General features: G+C 40.5%; 14 protein-coding genes, 1 tRNA gene and 1 pseudogene. 7 read left to right on the plus strand and 9 right to left on the minus strand.

Features of this window, described 5'->3' with window-relative positions; genetic code table 11:
• From Q0R88_RS22720 to Q0R88_RS22730, 3 genes are all read left to right on the plus strand, one after another.
• Positions 1-480: a gliding motility lipoprotein GldH gene (locus tag Q0R88_RS22720; protein ID WP_295720711.1), complete on the plus strand. Its 480-nt coding sequence runs from the start codon at positions 1-3 to the stop codon at positions 478-480.
• Between the two features lie 275 nt (positions 481-755).
• Entirely contained in the window at positions 756-2,126 is a 1,371-nt protein-coding gene (gene rmuC, locus Q0R88_RS22725) for a DNA recombination protein RmuC (protein WP_295720712.1), read from the plus strand.
• A gap of 302 nt (positions 2,127-2,428) precedes the next feature.
• Positions 2,429-2,725: a GIY-YIG nuclease family protein gene (locus Q0R88_RS22730; protein WP_295720713.1), complete on the plus strand. Its 297-nt coding sequence runs from the start codon at positions 2,429-2,431 to the stop codon at positions 2,723-2,725.
• Between the two features lie 258 nt (positions 2,726-2,983).
• Here the strand turns inward: Q0R88_RS22730 and Q0R88_RS22735 are convergent, their stop codons facing one another.
• From Q0R88_RS22735 to nadA, 3 genes are all read right to left on the minus strand, one after another.
• The gene (locus tag Q0R88_RS22735; protein WP_295720714.1) at positions 2,984-3,430 is read right to left on the minus strand and encodes a hypothetical protein; all 447 of its coding nucleotides are present in this window, start codon (positions 3,428-3,430) and stop codon (positions 2,984-2,986) included.
• Positions 3,431-4,477, minus strand: coding sequence for a thiamine-phosphate kinase (gene thiL / locus Q0R88_RS22740; protein WP_295720715.1), 1,047 nt, complete (start codon positions 4,475-4,477; stop codon positions 3,431-3,433).
• A 471-nt stretch (positions 4,478-4,948) separates the two neighbouring features.
• The gene (gene nadA / locus Q0R88_RS22745; RefSeq protein WP_295720716.1) at positions 4,949-5,941 is read right to left on the minus strand and encodes a quinolinate synthase NadA; all 993 of its coding nucleotides are present in this window, start codon (positions 5,939-5,941) and stop codon (positions 4,949-4,951) included.
• A 407-nt stretch (positions 5,942-6,348) separates the two neighbouring features.
• Here nadA and nadB point away from each other — a divergent pair, with 407 nt between their 5' ends.
• The gene (gene nadB, locus Q0R88_RS22750) at positions 6,349-7,941 is read left to right on the plus strand and encodes an L-aspartate oxidase (RefSeq protein ID WP_295720717.1); all 1,593 of its coding nucleotides are present in this window, start codon (positions 6,349-6,351) and stop codon (positions 7,939-7,941) included.
• Between the two features lie 181 nt (positions 7,942-8,122).
• Here nadB and Q0R88_RS22755 read toward each other — a convergent pair.
• Positions 8,123-8,195, minus strand: a tRNA-Gly gene (locus tag Q0R88_RS22755).
• 71 nt (positions 8,196-8,266) lie between these two features.
• Between Q0R88_RS22755 and Q0R88_RS22760 the strand changes: the two are divergent.
• A pseudogene (locus tag Q0R88_RS22760) lies at positions 8,267-8,779 on the plus strand (gamma carbonic anhydrase family protein).
• Here the strand turns inward: Q0R88_RS22760 and Q0R88_RS22765 are convergent.
• From Q0R88_RS22765 to Q0R88_RS22785, 5 genes are all read right to left on the minus strand, one after another.
• A complete protein-coding gene (locus Q0R88_RS22765; protein WP_295720718.1) occupies positions 8,769-10,415 on the minus strand; it encodes an Ig-like domain-containing protein in 1,647 nt (548 codons plus the stop codon). The pseudogene Q0R88_RS22760 and the gene Q0R88_RS22765 overlap by 11 nt on opposite strands.
• 115 nt (positions 10,416-10,530) lie before the next feature.
• Positions 10,531-12,393, minus strand: a complete 1,863-nt coding sequence (mnmG, locus tag Q0R88_RS22770) for a tRNA uridine-5-carboxymethylaminomethyl(34) synthesis enzyme MnmG (RefSeq protein WP_295720719.1) — start codon at positions 12,391-12,393, stop codon at positions 10,531-10,533.
• A gap of 320 nt (positions 12,394-12,713) precedes the next feature.
• On the minus strand, positions 12,714-12,959 hold the full coding sequence (locus Q0R88_RS22775) for a hypothetical protein (RefSeq protein WP_295720720.1): 246 nt from the start codon (positions 12,957-12,959) through the stop codon (positions 12,714-12,716).
• A 1-nt stretch (position 12,960) separates the two neighbouring features.
• Positions 12,961-14,826: an ABC-F family ATP-binding cassette domain-containing protein gene (locus tag Q0R88_RS22780; protein WP_295720721.1), complete on the minus strand. Its 1,866-nt coding sequence runs from the start codon at positions 14,824-14,826 to the stop codon at positions 12,961-12,963.
• The gene (locus Q0R88_RS22785; RefSeq protein WP_295720722.1) at positions 14,823-15,479 is read right to left on the minus strand and encodes an NAD(P)H-binding protein; all 657 of its coding nucleotides are present in this window, start codon (positions 15,477-15,479) and stop codon (positions 14,823-14,825) included. The genes Q0R88_RS22780 and Q0R88_RS22785 overlap by 4 nt, the downstream gene beginning before the upstream one ends.
• An 85-nt stretch (positions 15,480-15,564) precedes the next feature.
• Here Q0R88_RS22785 and Q0R88_RS22790 point away from each other — a divergent pair, with 85 nt between their 5' ends.
• Together Q0R88_RS22790 and Q0R88_RS22795 are read left to right on the plus strand one after the other, a co-directional pair.
• Positions 15,565-16,275: a pirin family protein gene (locus Q0R88_RS22790; RefSeq protein ID WP_295720723.1), complete on the plus strand. Its 711-nt coding sequence runs from the start codon at positions 15,565-15,567 to the stop codon at positions 16,273-16,275.
• 91 nt (positions 16,276-16,366) lie between these two features.
• Positions 16,367-17,143: an ABC transporter permease gene (locus tag Q0R88_RS22795; RefSeq protein WP_295720724.1), complete on the plus strand. Its 777-nt coding sequence runs from the start codon at positions 16,367-16,369 to the stop codon at positions 17,141-17,143.

Raw genomic sequence — 17,143 nt, forward strand, 5'->3', positions numbered from 1 at the left:
ATGAAACGGTTTATAAAGATACTTTATCCGGCAGCATGTATGTTAATCATGCTGCTGGGTAGCTGTACCGACCCTAAAGCGGTTATTGATGCCAACTCGGCCATTACAGATCATAATTGGTCGTACGTTAACCGGGTAAAGTTCGATTGTAACATCACAGATGTAAATGCTGCCTATAACCTTTACTTTAATTTAAGGGTTACCGATGCTTACAAATACTCCAATATGTTTGTACTCATTTATCAAACATCGCCCGGCAAACAGGTAAAAGTAACCCGTTACGAAGTAAAACTTGCCTCCCGCGATGGCGAATGGCTGGGTAAAGGCTCGGGTAATTTGTATAGCTACCAGCTGCCTTTTCAAACCAACATTAAATTCCCGACAAAGGGCAATTACCATTTCGAGATAGAGCAAAACATGCGGGATAACCCTTTGCATGAGGTAAGCGATGTGGGCCTGAGGATAGCGAAAGTTCAGTAATTATTCCTTTTCCCCTGATCCCCAATATAGCCATGCCTAACTATAACCGCACTTGATAAAGCCGGTGCCTGCGCTGATTTTAATAAAGCCGTTGCCATGGGTAATAAACTGGCTCCTGATAATATTACTAATTTTTGTAAGTAAAATATAGCTTATCTCATTTATTTCGGCCCCGTATTTTTGGGTATTGTCTCTTATTTGGCAATACCATTTTTGTATATGCTCATTTCCTTTACTAAAAATATTATCTTAAATTTGCTAATATTTTTATCAAAATGAGTGCTGATATACTAATTATTGTAGCGGTTGTTATCCTGCTGATAGCCGTTTTATTGTTCATCAAAAAGCCTAAGGCAGCTGAATTAATTTCGGCAGAGGAACTGAACAGGCTACGTGCGGAAAGTGACCAACTTAAAATTTCACTGGCCAGGGCTGAGGAAAAAGCGAGCGGCTTATTAAGCGACAAGGAAAGTATCACCCGTTTTTTAAAAGAAGATAAGGACCGTATCCTGGATGAGCTTTTTCAGGAACGCGCCCTGCTGGCACAGGCCAATCAATCGCTGGAGAGTGCACGGTCCTACTATAAATCGCAGCAGGAAAAAATGCAGGAGCAAAAGCTGGAGATAGAGCAAATCCGCGTGCAGTTTCAGCGGGAGTTTGAGAACGTGGCAGAGAAGCTGCTGAAAGAAAAATCAAAGGAATTTATTGATGTGAACCGTACCAACCTGGATCTGATCCTTAATCCGCTTAAAGAAAACCTGAAAGCTTTTGAGGATAAGGTAGAGAAGGTTTACAACATGGAAGCGGCCGAACGCAACACGCTTAAAGGGGTAATTACCCAGTTGATGGACCTTAATAAACAAATAAGCGATGAGGCGCAGAACTTAACGAAAGCCCTTAAAGGTGATAACAAAAAACAAGGCAACTGGGGCGAGGTAATACTAGAAAGGGTATTAGAACGCTCGGGCCTGGTTAAAGACCAGGAATACCGCATCCAGGCAGCTATGCAGACCAATGATGGCACACGTTACCAACCCGATGTAATTATTGATCTGCCGGATGAAAAGCATTTAGTTATCGACTCCAAAGTATCCCTTATTGCCTACGAGCGACTGGTAAATGCGGATACGGAAGAAGACCGGAAACTATTTGCTAAAGCACATATCGAATCTATCCGCGGTCACATCAATGGGCTGTCGGCAAAAAAATATCATGATTTGTATAAGATCAATTCACCCGATTTTGTGTTGCTTTTTGTGCCTATAGAATCCTCTTTCAGCATTGCAGTACAGCTGGATGGCGAGCTGTTTAATTATGCCTGGGATAAAAAAGTGGTGATCGTGAGTCCGTCCACATTACTGGCAACCCTGCGTACCATTGCCAGCATGTGGAAACAGGAACGCCAGAACCGTAATGTACTGGAAATTGCCCGCCTAAGCGGCGATATGTATGATAAATTTGTAGGTTTCCTTACTGATATGGATAGTATCGGGAAGAATATTACTTATACCCAAAATGCTTATAACAGTGCCATAAATAAACTTTCAGACGGCCGTGGAAATTTGACTACCACTGCCGAGAAAATCAAGAAGTTAGGTGCAAAGGCGGATAAGCAGATTGACCAAAAGTTTTTGGGGGAGGAGTAAGTTCTCGACAGTACCCTAATGCAGGAATAAAAAGCAATAAACGTGAGCCCATTTAGCCCCGAAGTCATGCCGAATTTATTTCGGCACCCCACAGGACAGATAGGCAGGGGATAAGTATACAAAATGCAAGTAGCAGACCTAACAGACGTGATTATCCTAAAGGCCTCACTTTTTAACTTTATAATACCCTCAAGCTAATGAAAAAGCATTTATAAATTAAAAAAAGCGATTTTTCCCTTTTGAGAAAACATTTACACTAAGTCCCTTTTTTTTAATTTTACTTACCTAAACCGATTCTCAAAATGCTCTATAAACAAGGTCATGTTTATATAATGACAAACATTTATCGCACTACTTTTTACATTGGTGTCACCAGCGATCTACGAACGAGGGTTTGGCAACATATAAATGGAGAAGGCTCTGAATTTGTTAAGAAATACAAGCTTCATGATTTGGTTTACTATGAATACTTTGAGAGAATAACGGATGCTATCGATCGTGAAAAGCAATTGAAAAGGTGGCATCAGGATTGGAAAATAAACCAGATTAAATCTGTGAATCCAGAGATGAAGGATTTAAAAGACGATTTGGAATTTTAATCATATCGATGAACTTTTATGGTGTAGACTTGTCCTGTGGGATGCCGAAATAAATTCGGCACGACTTAGGGGATTAAATCATAGATTTTAGTAAAGTGATAAATGATCTTTTTTAACTTGTTTCAGTATCTCACAGGACGGTAGACCGAATGCTGTAACACAAAGGTATCGCAGACTTGTCCTGTGGGATGCCGAAATAAATTCGGCATGACTTCGGGGTTAAATTAGAAAATCATTAAATTTGGCACTACTTCGGAGTTAGATCGCCTTTATCCTCACTCTATTAAACCAAACCTTCGTTTCCCCCGAAAAAAGCAACCCCATTGCTATCAATTCAACAACCACCTCTACAACAAACAACGTAGTTAAAACCACGGGAGATTTATAAGCCACTACAGACTCATGAGGCTTCAACACTATTACAGGATGGGTGATACTTGCAACCAGAGCGTAGGAGTTTATTAATATCAAAATAAGCATCACTATCCTTGCCCATTTCCGGCCCTCGCCGGTCATAAAAATGAAGTAAAAGAGAAAGCCGAACAGAAATATAAAAGCCGCCAGGTTAATGCCCTCCAGCAAATTGCTGACCATTTGCAAAAGCAACGCCAAATAGAGCAGAAAAGTGCCTGCAATTACTTTGTTGGGCACCATCCCCTCGGGATGTTTATTCAAATAAAACCAGCCAAAAAGTTTGTTCAGCATTTACTCCGATTTTTTAAATGCATTCCATCCCTGGGCTTTCAACGGGTGCGAATTTCCAGCTTTGGTGATCAGATTACAGCCCGCTGAAGGCTCTGTGATATGGCCGATGATGGTAATATCCATTTTAAACTTGATCTTGTCGTAGTCGGCCTGTTTAACGGTAAAAAGAAGCTCGTAGTCCTCTCCACCACTTAGCGCGCACACGGTTGGATCAAGATTAAATTCGCGGGCCGTTTCAAAGGTCATTGGGTCTAAAGGGATCTTTTCTTCATATATGCTGCAGCCTTTGGCGCTCTGCTTGCAGATGTGCATAATTTCTGATGCCAACCCGTCAGATACATCTATCATGGCTGTAGGTTTAACATCAATACTTTTCAATAATTCAACAATATCCCGGCGGGCCTCAGGTTTAAGCTGGCGCTCAACAATGTAATCTTTTCCCTCCAGGTCGGGCTGAATATTAGGATTTTCAAGATATATAAGCTTCTCCCTTTCAAGCAATTGCAAACCAGTATAAGCACCACCAAGATCTCCTGACACACAGATCAAATCGCCTTCACCGGCACCGTTACGGTAAACAATATCCGCTTCGTCCGCATACCCTATAGAGGTTACGCTGATCACCAAACCTTGTTTTGATGACGTTGTATCGCCACCAATCAAATCCACATTATATTTTTCGCAGGCTATGTAAATGCCTTCATACAATTCTTCAATAGCTTCCAAAGGAAACTTGCTTGATAAACCTATCGAAACCGTAACCTGCGATGCAGTACCATTCATGGCATAAATATCACTCAGGTTTACCTGGATGGCTTTATAGCCTAAATGCTTTAGCGGGGTATAAGCTAAATCAAAATGGATTCCTTCAAGCAGCATATCGGTACTTATTAACACCTTTTTGCCAGTAAAATCAAGTACTGCTGCATCATCACCAACACCCTTAACCGTGCTTGCCTGCTCCAGCTTTATATTTTTAGTTAAATGGTTTATCAAACCAAATTCGCCTAAGTCTTCTAAATTCGTTCTTTCCTGATTTTCAAACATATCCTTTATGATTACACCTGTTTAGGTGATTTCATTTATTAATCTTTTTATAATTTTAACACGAGTAAATTGCTCCTGTTTCTCCTCAAAATTTTTCGCGCCGTCGCAAAAAACCGCTTGCTGCCTACCGCCGCAGGCGGGAAATTTTTTGAGAATTTAGGATACTTATTAACAATGCTATTTTATTAACCCCTAAATTTTCGCGCTGCCGCAAAAAACACTGTATCCGCCAAAGGCGGAAAAATTTTTTAGCTTTTTAGGACCTTTTCTTACTCGTCATTGCGAGGTACGAAGCAATCTCCAAGCTGTACAGAGAAATCAGTCAAGTTTGATCTGCCTGTGTAGAGATTGCTTCGTACCTCGCAATGACATATTTTCTAAAGCCCCCTTTTTAACGTCATTTCTCCTTCAGTGTCTCCCGGATTCTCCCCCCGCAATGACGGGACGCTTTATTTATTTATTTAATTACTTCTACAACCCCAATCTTGCCGAAATCTCCAGCATCCTTTCAATAGGTTTCACCGCTCTTTCAATAATATCAGCCGGTACAGTAACCTCGGGCATCTCATTTTTAAGGCACAGGTATAATTTTTCCAGTGTGTTACGTTTCATGTGCGGGCAATCGTTGCAGGCACAGCTGTTATTTGGTGGCGCCGGTATAAATGTTTTATCCGGGTTTTCCTTTTGCATTTGGTGTATAATACCTGCCTCGGTAGCTACAATAAATTCCTTATCCGGGCGACTGCCTGCATATTTCAGGATCCCGGTAGTTGAACCGATATAATCGGCCATCTGCAAAATAGCCTCTTCACACTCGGGGTGGGCCAGCAGCTTAGCACCCGGATGTCTTTCCTTCAGTTTGGTTATTTTTTCGCGACTAAAAATCTCGTGCACCATACAGGCTCCGTTCCATAACACCAGGTCGCGACCGGTTTTTTTGGCCACCCAGGCACCAAGATTTTTATCCGGTCCAAAAATTATCTTCTGGTCCTTTGGCAAACTTTCCACTATTTGTACGGCATTGCTTGATGTACAAACAATATCGGTCATAGCTTTTAGTTCGGCAGTACAGTTTACATAAGTGATCACCAGGTGATCAGGATACTTTTCCTTAAACTTTTTAAATAAATGTGGCGGACAACTATCTGCCAATGAGCATCCTGCCTTTAAATCGGGCAATAAAACCTTTTTTGTGGGCGAAAGTATCTTGGCAGTTTCGGCCATGAAATGTACCCCGGCGAAAACGATAATATCAGCATCCGTTTTTGCAGCTTCCTGAGATAAGCCGAGGCTATCTCCAATATAATCTGCAATATCCTGAATATCAGGTTCCTGGTAATAATGCGCCAAAATAACGGCGTTTTTTTCCTTTTTAAGTTTTTCAATTTCAGCAAAAAGATCAAGGCTTGGGTCGATGTATTCGTCCACAAATCCCGTCACATTTATTTCTTCGAAGATATCCATTTCAACAAATCAATTAATAACAACTAATTATTTATATAAATAAAACTATTACTTGTTAAGGTGTTAGTTATGTGCAAAAGTCGGTATAGATTTTAGATTAAAAGTTATTTTTCATTTTTTATTAACACTTATCAACACTTTGTTAGCTTGTATCACTTTGATTTTGTGATTTCTAATAGTTTCAAATTTTTCTTTTGAAAGTTATATGTTAATATTTTGTTAATGTTTAAAATGTTAGCTTTAGTGTTTAAAGTATGCAAAAGTCGCTCAAAAATTATTCATTTCATTTAAAAAATCTAGGGTTATCCACACTTTGGTTATTTATTAGCTATTTCTTTACATCAAATTAACATCTTTATCCCTGTTATTAACATATCGTGTACATTTGCACAACTTATATATAAAATATGACCCGAACTGTTGATTTCCTGATCGTAGGATCAGGCATTGCCGGACTAAGTTTTGCCCTTAAGGCTGCGAAACATGGTAAGGTTCTGATAGTTACAAAATCAAATGAAGACGAATCCAACACTAAGTATGCCCAGGGTGGTGTGGCGGTTGTTGTGGATAAAAAGGAGGATTCTTTTGAAAAACACATTGAGGACACCTTAATTAGTGGTGATGGCCTTTGCGACCGTGATGTTGTGGAAGCCGTTGTTAAAGAAGGACCGGAGAGAATTAATGAAATTATTGATTACGGGACTAATTTTGATAAAACGAACGAAGGTTTTTATGACCTGGCAAAAGAAGGGGGCCATTCCGAATTTAGAGTTTTACATTATAAGGATGTGACCGGGCTGGAGATTGAAAGGTCATTATTAGAAGAGATCCACAAGAATCCCAATATTGAGATATTAACACATTATTTCGCGGTAGATTTAATAACCCAGCACCATTTAGGCCAGCTGGTAGGAAAATCAAGTACCGATATAACCTGTTACGGTATTTACGCCTTTAATACGGAGAGTAATGTTGTTGAAAAAATATTATCGAAGGTTACGGTGATGGCATCCGGTGGTGCCGGCCATATTTATTCAATTACCACCAATCCAACCATTGCTACCGGTGATGGTATTGCCATGGTATATAGGGCAAAAGGTAAGGTTAGGAATATGGAGTTTATCCAGTTTCATCCTACAGCTTTGTATAATCCGGGTGAGTATCCTTCGTTCCTGATATCTGAGGCTGTACGTGGCTTTGGCGGGATATTAAAGCGTACCAATGGTGAAGAGTTTATGCAGGAGTATGATCCGCGTAAATCATTGGCGCCAAGGGATATTACTGCGAGAGCAATTGATGCCGAGATAAAAAAATCGGGCGAGGATTTTGTTTACCTGGATATCCGTCACCGCAGTAAAAAAGATATTTTAAATCATTTCCCTAATATATATGCCAAATGCCTGGAGATAGGTATTGATATGACCAAGGATATGATCCCGGTTGCGCCGGCCTGTCATTACATGTGTGGTGGTGTTATGGTTGATCATGTGGGTCAGTCGTCTATATTAAGGTTATATGCCTGCGGCGAATGCTCATCAACAGGTTTACATGGCGCTAATAGGCTGGCATCCAATTCTTTATTGGAAGCATTAGTTTTTGCACACCGTATTTATGAAGATGCTGTAGATAAATTTAACGATTTTGTGATACCCGCTAATATCCCTGATTGGGACGAGCATGGTGTACAATTATCAAATGAAGATATTTTGGTTACGCACAACGTGCGCGAAATGCAGAAGCTAATGAATGACTATGTAGGCATTGTACGGTCTGATTTCAGGCTGGAGCGGGCTATGCGTAGATTAGGGTTGCTGTATGAAGAAACAGAATCATTTTATAAAAAAACTAAACTATCCGTAAAACTTTGCGAGCTGCGTAACCTGATCCAGGTATCATTTATCGTGGTAAAATCGGCCATGTTACGTAAAGAGAGCAGGGGGCTGCATTATACTACTGATTATCCTGTACATGCTGAGGAGGTTAAGGATACGGTGTTTTAAAAGAAAGTTAAAAAATATGTCATTGCGAGGAACGAAGCAATCGGATGCTATACAGGACGTACTTGTGCGGTTCGCGATTGCTTCGTGCCTCGCAAAGGCATGGTTGTTGTTTGATTCTATGTTGAAACGTCATCCTGTTGTGCCGTTGTAGCAGACGGTGAGGAAAAAGACGAGGAATATGAGCGGAAAACGGGATTCGAACCCGCGGCCTTCAGTTTGGGAAACTGATGCTCTACCAGCTGAGCTATTTCCGCTTATTTTGTCTTCAAACATAAATAAAAAAATAACAAATTCACTAACTCAATAATTCGCTAATTTAAAAGATATGCCACTTATATTGCCAGTTAAAGGTAAAAGCCCGGTTTGAGGAGAAGATTGTTTTATAGCCGAGAATGCCACCATTGTGGGCGATGTGGTGATGGGCAGCAATTGTTCCGTTTGGTTTAATGCGGTTATCCGCGGCGATGTGCATTACATTAAAATAGGGGATAACACCAATATACAGGATGGAGCGGTGATACATGCCACGTATTTAAAAGCACCTACAAACATAGGGAGCAACGTATCTATAGGGCATAACGCGCTTGTACACGGCTGTACCCTGCATGATCATACGCTGATAGGCATGGGTGCCATTGTGATGGATCATGCCGTGGTGAATGAGTTTGTTATCATTGCAGCCGGTACCGTGGTATTGGAAAATACCGTTTGCGAAAGCGGCTTTTTATACGCCGGTGTACCTGCTAAAAAAATAAAGCCTTTAACAGATGAGCAAATGGCAATGCTTAAGCAGCTTCCAAAAAATTACATCATGTATTCGGGTTGGTTTAAGGAGTAATGGGCTCCTTGGGCACCGTAATAGGCTCTTCTGCTTCCCAATTGGGTCTAAGCGTGATCTCTTTTTCGTTTATCCAGATGTTTTCCGGTTGCTTTTTTAAGTGAACGTTTCCGCTGTCCCATTTGCCGTTGCGGTTCTCATCATAAATAACCCTCACCATATATTTCCCGGTTAAATAGTTTTTGTAAACTAAAGATGTGCTTTTGGTAATGGCGTTACTTTGCAATATTGTTTTTTGATCGTTCAGCAGTTCAACTACGTAAGCTTTTGATGTATCGGGCACGGTAACCTTAACTGTAAGGGTACTGTAGTTTTCTGTTTTATCTGATTGGAATTTCTTTGCAGCATATTTGTTCTTATCGCCATAGATATCTGTAAAGGCGCCTTCATTAAATATCAGTTCATATTTGGCGTTTTGCCGCCACCTGTATTTTAGCGTAAGGAACTTAGTATTACCTGTATCTTTTTGTAAGGTATAATCAGATGTCGCCAGGGTGATGGAGTCTTCTTTAAGGGAGATCTGCGCGCTGTTTATTGTTTCGATGGGCAGGTTACTGGTAATTTTTAAATCTTCTCCTGGCTTTAGCTTATCGTTTGATATATTGTATTTAAAATTGAATACCCTTAAAAATACTTCCTTTTTACTCTTTAACAGGTAAGTGGTATCAACTGGTTTGTTGTTGTCATAAATGGCTACCCTTATAGAATCAAAGTTCATGTATTTTACATATACCGAGGCTGTATCTTTCGTTTTACTAAATTCTACGTATTTCTGATTGTTGATATCTGCAGGGTATATAATTTTTAATGATGGTTTTATTAAAGCTTTATTAAAAACAAATAACATCTTTCCGTCAACATCAAAACGTTTTTCGGCAAACCTGAATTTCTCCGGGAATTGTTTAAACAGATTTAGCTTGACGTTCTTCGTATCGGATTTTAAATCGATCGGTTTTTTGAGAAAGCCAATCAATTCATTATCGTTATTAAATATCTTATCCGGACTGGCCTCTTTCAGCGCGTAAATTCTGTACTTGTCCTCATGCAGATTATTCAAACTGAAATTTCCCGATGAATCTGTTGTCGTAAAAATAGAAGGCTTCTTTTTTCCAAAAAGTAGGGAATCCTGTTTTAAGGGGAAAAGCATCACAGTGATATCTTTTTCTTTTTCCTGGGTGAGGGTGTTGGTTACCGATCCCGAGATGCTCAATGAGTCGATGTGCGGACCTGTAGAAAATACGTAGGTGAAATTTTTCATCACGTTACTTTCATTCACATCCTGGATGGATTTTCCGAAGTTGATAACGTAGGTTGTATTTTTATGGAGCGTGTCTTTAAAAACTATGCGCAGCTTCTTTTTATTGGAAGTGTACTCCGGTGCTTTTTCCATTGTCGGGCTCATGGTAATTTCCTGGTACTGGTTGGTGAGTTTTATAAACTCGTCAAATTCCAGGTCAATTTCTTTGGCAACAAAATTTCGGGTTTTGTTGGCCGGCAGCGCTTTTACTAAAACGGGTGGCGTTACATCGCGCGGCCCTCCCTGAGGCTGTTGTTGCGCAGCGCAGCCAGAAATCAATAAAACAACAAAAATATAGAGGAGAAAATTGTAAAAATTGGCCGGTTTTTGATTTAACATAGTTTTTAGGCGATATAAGCGATTTTTATGTTTTTATGAACTCCGCTATTAAAAATCTGAAATAATTGATTTAAAAAGACTTTTTATAATTATTTAATTATCAGTACTTTACGTATTATCTTGATACATGAACCATCAAAACGGAAACATCTGATGGCGACACGCCCGAAATTCGTGAAGCCTGGCCCAAAGTGCGCGGTTTTATGCGCATCAATTTTTCACGTGCTTCTTTTGATAGTGACACCAAAGTATGATAATCAAAATTTGGATTGATTTCCCGGTCTTCCATTTTTTTCATCCGGTCTACAATTTCCAATTCTTTTATAAAGTAACTCTCATATTTAATTTTTATTTCAGCCTGCTCAATTGTTTCTTTATCGTAGGCAGATAACATTTCTTGCAAACCGCTGTCGGCTGTTTTAAGATCGTTAAATCCAATCTGTGGGCGGCTCAACAAATTGAAAAGCTTAGCGCCCTGGTTAATGGCCGAAGTACCTAAGTCTGCTAGCAAGCCATTTACTGCTGATGGATCGATAGATTTACTGCGGGTGTAGGCTACAATATCATCGGAGTTTTTTACCTTTTGATTTACCTTTTCTAAACGCTCATCGCTTATTAAACCCAGTTCGTGGGCCATAGGAGAGAGGCGGATATCTGCATTGTCCTGGCGTAAAAGCAGTCGGTGTTCTGCCCTTGAGGTAAACATGCGGTACGGTTCTTCGGTACCTTTTGTTACCAGGTCATCAATCAAAACTCCAATGTATGATTCAGATCTTTTCAGAATGAGCTCATGTTTATCATTGATTTTTTGGTGCGCGTTAATACCCGCGATGAAACCTTGTGATGCTGCTTCTTCATATCCGGTAGTTCCGTTGATTTGCCCGGCGAAGTAAAGGTTGCTGATTAGCTTGGTTTCTAAAGTTAATCCCAGCTGGGTAGGTGGGAAGTAATCATACTCGATGGCATAACCCGGGCGGAACATTTTCGCCTTCTCAAATCCGGGGATCTGGATTAATGCTTTGTATTGTACATCCTCTGGCAGGGAGGTAGAGAAACCGTTTACATAGATCTCTACTGTATTTAAACCTTCGGGTTCTACAAAAATCTGGTGACGGTCGCGCTCAGCAAAACGATTGATCTTGTCTTCTATTGAAGGGCAGTAACGCGGACCTAATCCTTTGATTCTTCCAGTAAACATTGGAGATTTTTCAAAGCCTTCTTTCAAGGTTTCGTGTACGTTGGTATTGGTGTAGGTGATCCAGCAACAACGTTGTTCTTTAATCATCTCTACATCGGTATAAGAAAATCTACCGCGGTCTTCATCGCCCCATTGCTCTTCCATCAACGAGTAATTCAGGCTACGTCCATCAATGCGGGGTGGGGTACCGGTCTTCATTCTGCCGGCCTCAAAACCTAATTGTGATAGTTGTTCGGTTAATCCTGTTGCAGATTTTTCACCTGCCCGGCCACCGCCAAATTTCTTTTCACCTATGTGGATGATGCCATTTAAAAAGGTACCATTGGTAAGTACTACTGAGTCTGCTTCTATCTCTACACCCAGTGATGTGCGTACCCCTGCAACGGTATTTCCCTTCACTAATAGGGATGCTACAGTGTCTTGCCAGAAGTCGACATTGGGTGTTCTTTCCAATGCTAAACGCCATTCTTCCGCAAAGCGCATACGGTCACTTTGTGCTCTTGGGCTCCACATAGCGGGGCCTTTTGATTGGTTTAGCATTCTGAATTGAATAGATGATTTATCCGTGATAATTCCCGAATATCCACCCATGGCATCAATCTCGCGCACTATCTGTCCCTTGGCAACACCGCCCATGGCGGGGTTACAACTCATCTGTGCAATGGTGCCCATATTCATGGTGATGAGCAAAACAGATGATCCCAGGTTGGCAGCAGCAGCAGCAGCTTCACAGCCTGCATGCCCGGCACCAACCACAATTACGTTGTATTTCCTAAACATTTTATACCTCCATGTTCCACGTGGAACAATCAAAATCTCTCTATATATAACGGCAGATATTTGCCGTTATGAGCGTCTTTATACTCCATGTTCCACGTGGAACATGGAGTATGTGTAGTTATTATTTTGGCTGATTAGCCGGTGTTTTAATTAACCTCTGCCTGCGTTTATGAGGGTATGGAGGCAGGGGTAATTATTTAGTTTAAAAGGTCGTGTTTATTTTAAACCTTTACTTTTTTGAAATTTACTTGTTCTTTTTTTGAAATAAACTACCTGTTTATAGTTACTGACAGGTCTTTTTATATTCAAAATTACCTTTTTTATGCTGATGTTCCACGTGGAACCTTTAATAATGACACCAGTGCTACAGTACCCCAAACACCCTCTAATACTACAAAGGGATAGAAACTCACCATATAAGAAGCATAGCAGCAAGTACCTGCACCTATAAAATTCATCAGCTTGTAAGCTTTGCTTTCTGATGATAGCTTGTTGATTAAATTAAGTACAAAGGCTATCAATAAAATGATAACACCTATCGATGCTATGATATCTGATAGTTTCATTTTATGCTTCTTTAAGCTCAGTTAGCTCAATCCAACGGGCGCTTTTTGCATCAAGTTTTTTGTTTAAATCAGCTATCTGCGCCATTATCTCGTTCAGCTTTACAAGTTCGATACCTACCTTGTTTAGCTGTTCTGTTTTATCCTTTATTTGGTTTTCTATTACGGTAATTTCAGCTTCGGTTGTTTCCAATTCCTTGGCTTCTTTAAAGCTTAATTTATTTTTTTTAGCAGCAGGTGCAGGAGTAGTTGGCGCAACAGGGCCTTTTTTGTTTTGTTGCTTGGCTTCTTCCAGCTCTATTCTGTATGATGAATAGTTACCGTTATAGATGCGTACCTGTCCTTGTCCTTCCATAATAAATAGCTGGTCGGTTAACTTATCTAATAGGTACCTATCGTGAGATACCATCATTAATATGCCGGAATAGTTGGTTAAAAACTCTTCCAAAACATTCAGCGTATCAATATCCAAATCATTGGTTGGCTCATCCAGGATCAGGAAGTTCGGGTTCTTCATCAGGATGCTCATCAGCTGCAGGCGTTTCTTTTCGCCCCCGCTTAGTTTGGATATAAAGCCATACTGCTTAGCTGGTGGAAACAAGAATAAGGTAAGCAGGGCAGAGGCCGAGATCATTTTACCATCGGCCATGGTAATAAACTCGGCTACGTTTTTTACTATATCTATAACCCGTTCATCATCCTTAAAAACAATACCCGATTGGTGAAAATAGCCAATCACCGTGGTTTCACCTTTTACTATAGTCCCTTTATCGGGCTGTAAAGCACCAGTTATTAAATTAAGCAGCGTTGATTTACCGGTACCATTCTTTCCGGCTAAACCAATACGATCACCTTTTTTAAATATATAGCTGAAGTTATCGATATAGGTATTGCCGTTGAAACCTTTATAAAGATGTTCCATCTCCATGATCTTGTTTCCCTGGCGCGCTGTTTTAACGCTTAGTTCAACTTTTTCGCGGATGCCGCCACTCTTGGTTTTATCTTCCAAATCATAATAGGCATCAATACGGGCTTTTGATTTGGTACCCCGAGCCTGTGGCTGGCGGCGCATCCATTCCAACTCTTTACGCAGTAGGTTGCTATTTTTTTGAAATGCTGCATCATCAGCTGCGTCGCGCTCTGCTTTCTTCTCCAGGTAATAACCGTAGCTGCCATTGTAGGGTACTATTTTACCCCGGTCAATTTCCAATATCTCGTTACAAACGTTATCCAGGAAATACCTGTCGTGCGTAACCATTAATATGGTTTTTGATCCATCGGTCAATAATTTCTCCAACCATTCAATGGTATCAATATCCAGGTGGTTGGTAGGCTCATCTAAAATATAAATATCCGGGTCTTCAATTAATAGCTTAGCCAATGCCAAACGTTTCTTTTGCCCGCCCGATAGGGTAGTGATAGGCTGATTAAGATGGTGGATATCCAACCGGCCCAAAATGGTTTTAATTTTATATTCATATTCCCAGGCATCCACCTCGCTCATCTCTTCCATTATTTTTTCAATGGCTTTGGCATTGTCCGGGTCGTTTTCCAATAACTCTTCGTATTTACGAATCATCTGCTGCTGCACATCATCAGCATGAAAAATGTAATCGCTGATGGTAACCGCATCTTTAAAACCTGGATCCTGCTCCAGGTAACCCATGTTAAGATCACGGGCCTGCACTACCTTGCCTTCGGTTGGTTTAATATAGCCAGCCAGTAATTTTAATAAAGTTGATTTACCGGCGCCATTAACGCCAACCAGCGCAACCCGGCGACCGCGGTTAATGCCTATGGTTATATTTTTAAATAACCAGTTGTCATGAAATTGATGGCCAAGATTCTCGGCGGATAGATAAGTACTCACGATAGTTGTTTTATTACGTTTGACGGGTACACAAATACACCCACCTCATTTTTTGTTGATTGTTTGTACATGGCCAATGCCACGGTTTCGGCAGGTATGCTCCTGTATTTTTTTAAACTGCCAATCAGTAACGGATCAATCACTTTCGCAAGTCCGCCTGCAATCTTTTCCATCAACCGCTTTTCCTGCCTGTCGCCGGTTAATAATGATGGCCTGTATATATAGGTAGTAGTTATTCCCACCTTTGTAATATCATCCTCTGTTTCTCCCTTCACCTTTGTATAAAAGTTACCCGAAGAAGCGTTTGCTCCTATGGCAGAGACTAAATGATATTGCTTAACGCCATTTTTATGCGCTAATTGTGCCAGTTGTAAAGGATAATCATGATCTATCTTGTGATATACTTTCAAATCGGGTGTTTTGGCTTTGGTTGAACCTAAACAGCAAAACAGAGCATGCCCTGTTATAGCGTATGCATACGTATCCAATTGGTCAAAATCCACCACCAACTGCGTTAATTTTTTATGCTGAATATCAATTTTTTTCCTCACCAGGATTAAAACCTCATCATAAAATGTTTCGCGCAGCAAAATCTGGAGCAATTTACTGCCAATAAGTCCGGTTGAACCTGCAATAATAGCTTTATTTGCCATAGGTTATTAACTTTTTGCAAAAATACACATATTTAATTTGTGGAATGAATATTGTATGTTTAAACATATAAATGGAGATATAACAATGAGAACAATATTTTATCCTGAAAACGAACGTGGTAAAAATGATATAGGCTGGTTAAAAGCTAATTTTTCTTTCAGTTTTGGCCCGTATTACAATCCCGAACTCATGCATTTTGGAGTTTTGAGGGTTTTAAACGATGATATTATAGCCGGCGGCAAAGGATTTGGACTGCATCCGCATGATAATATGGAAATAGTGACCATCCCATTGGAAGGTGGCCTGGAGCACCAGGACAACATGGGTAATAAAGGAGTGATTAACGCAGGTGATGTGCAGGTGATGTCGGCCGGTACAGGAGTTTATCATTCAGAATATAATGCATCTGCAACCGAGACCGCCAAAACGCTTCAGATCTGGCTTTTCCCGAGAGAGAGAAACGTGTTGCCGCGGTATGATCAAAAAAGTTTTAAAGATGTATTTAAATTAAATGAGTTAACGGTTATGGTATCACCTAATAAAGAGGAGGGCACCCTTTGGTTACACCAGGATGCTACTTTTAGTATGGGTACTTTTGAAGCCGGGAAAGCGCTTAATTATACTATAAAAACTCCCGGAAATGGCGCTTACGTGTTCCTGTTAGATGGGAAGGCTAAATTAAATGGTGACACTTTAAACAAAAGAGACGCGATGGGTGTTTATGATACCAGTTCATTTACAATTGAAACCGAAGAGACATCCCGATACCTGATCATTGATGTGCCAATGTCATAAATCTGCAAGCCGACCCTAAAGGTTAATTTTTCCTGAACTGCAAAACATTTTGACGGTACATTGTTTATCTGTCGAATTTATAATGTATCATATGGCAGAACAAGCAATTACGGGTTGGCGAAAATGGATGATGGGCATTGGTGAACAATGCGTTTTCTTCGGCCGGTTTTTCAGAAACATATTTGCGGGGGGCTTTGAGTGGTCTGAATTTGTAAGGCAATGTTATGAAATAGGCTATCGCTCCATGATGTTGGTAGGCATTACCACCTTCATCATGGGGTTTGTGCTCATTCTTCAATTGAGGCCGTCGCTTGTTGCCCTTGGGGCCGAAAGTATGCTGCCTAAAACCCTCGCGGTATCCTTTATCCGCGAAATGGGCCCTGTAATTACGGCAATCATCTGCGCCGGAAAAATAGCCTCCAGTATAGGCGCCGAGCTAGGTAGTATGAAGGTTTCCGAGCAAATAGATGCCATGGAAGTATCCGGTGCTAATCCCATTCAATACCTGGTTGTTACCCGTATTTTAGCTACCACATTGATGGTTCCTTTGCTGTCTGTAATTGGGGACGTTATAGGGCTTTTCGGGGGCTTTCTGGCCCTTAATATTACGGATGCCATCAGTTTTTCACTCTACTTTAATAAATGTATCGGCTCACTTGATTTCTCCGACTTTTTACCGGCGCTTGTTAAAACTATATTTTTTGGCTTCGCGATAGGCTTTGTGGGATGTTATAAGGGTTATCACTCCAATAAAGGCACCGAAAGCGTAGGTATTGCCGCAAACTCGGCCGTGGTAACGGCATCCCTCTGGATTTTTGTTATTGACGCTATAGCTGTTCAAATCACCAGTATATTATTTTATAGGTAA

This window comes from Mucilaginibacter sp. (genome assembly GCF_025362475.1).
Lineage (GTDB): Bacteria > Bacteroidota > Bacteroidia > Sphingobacteriales > Sphingobacteriaceae > Mucilaginibacter.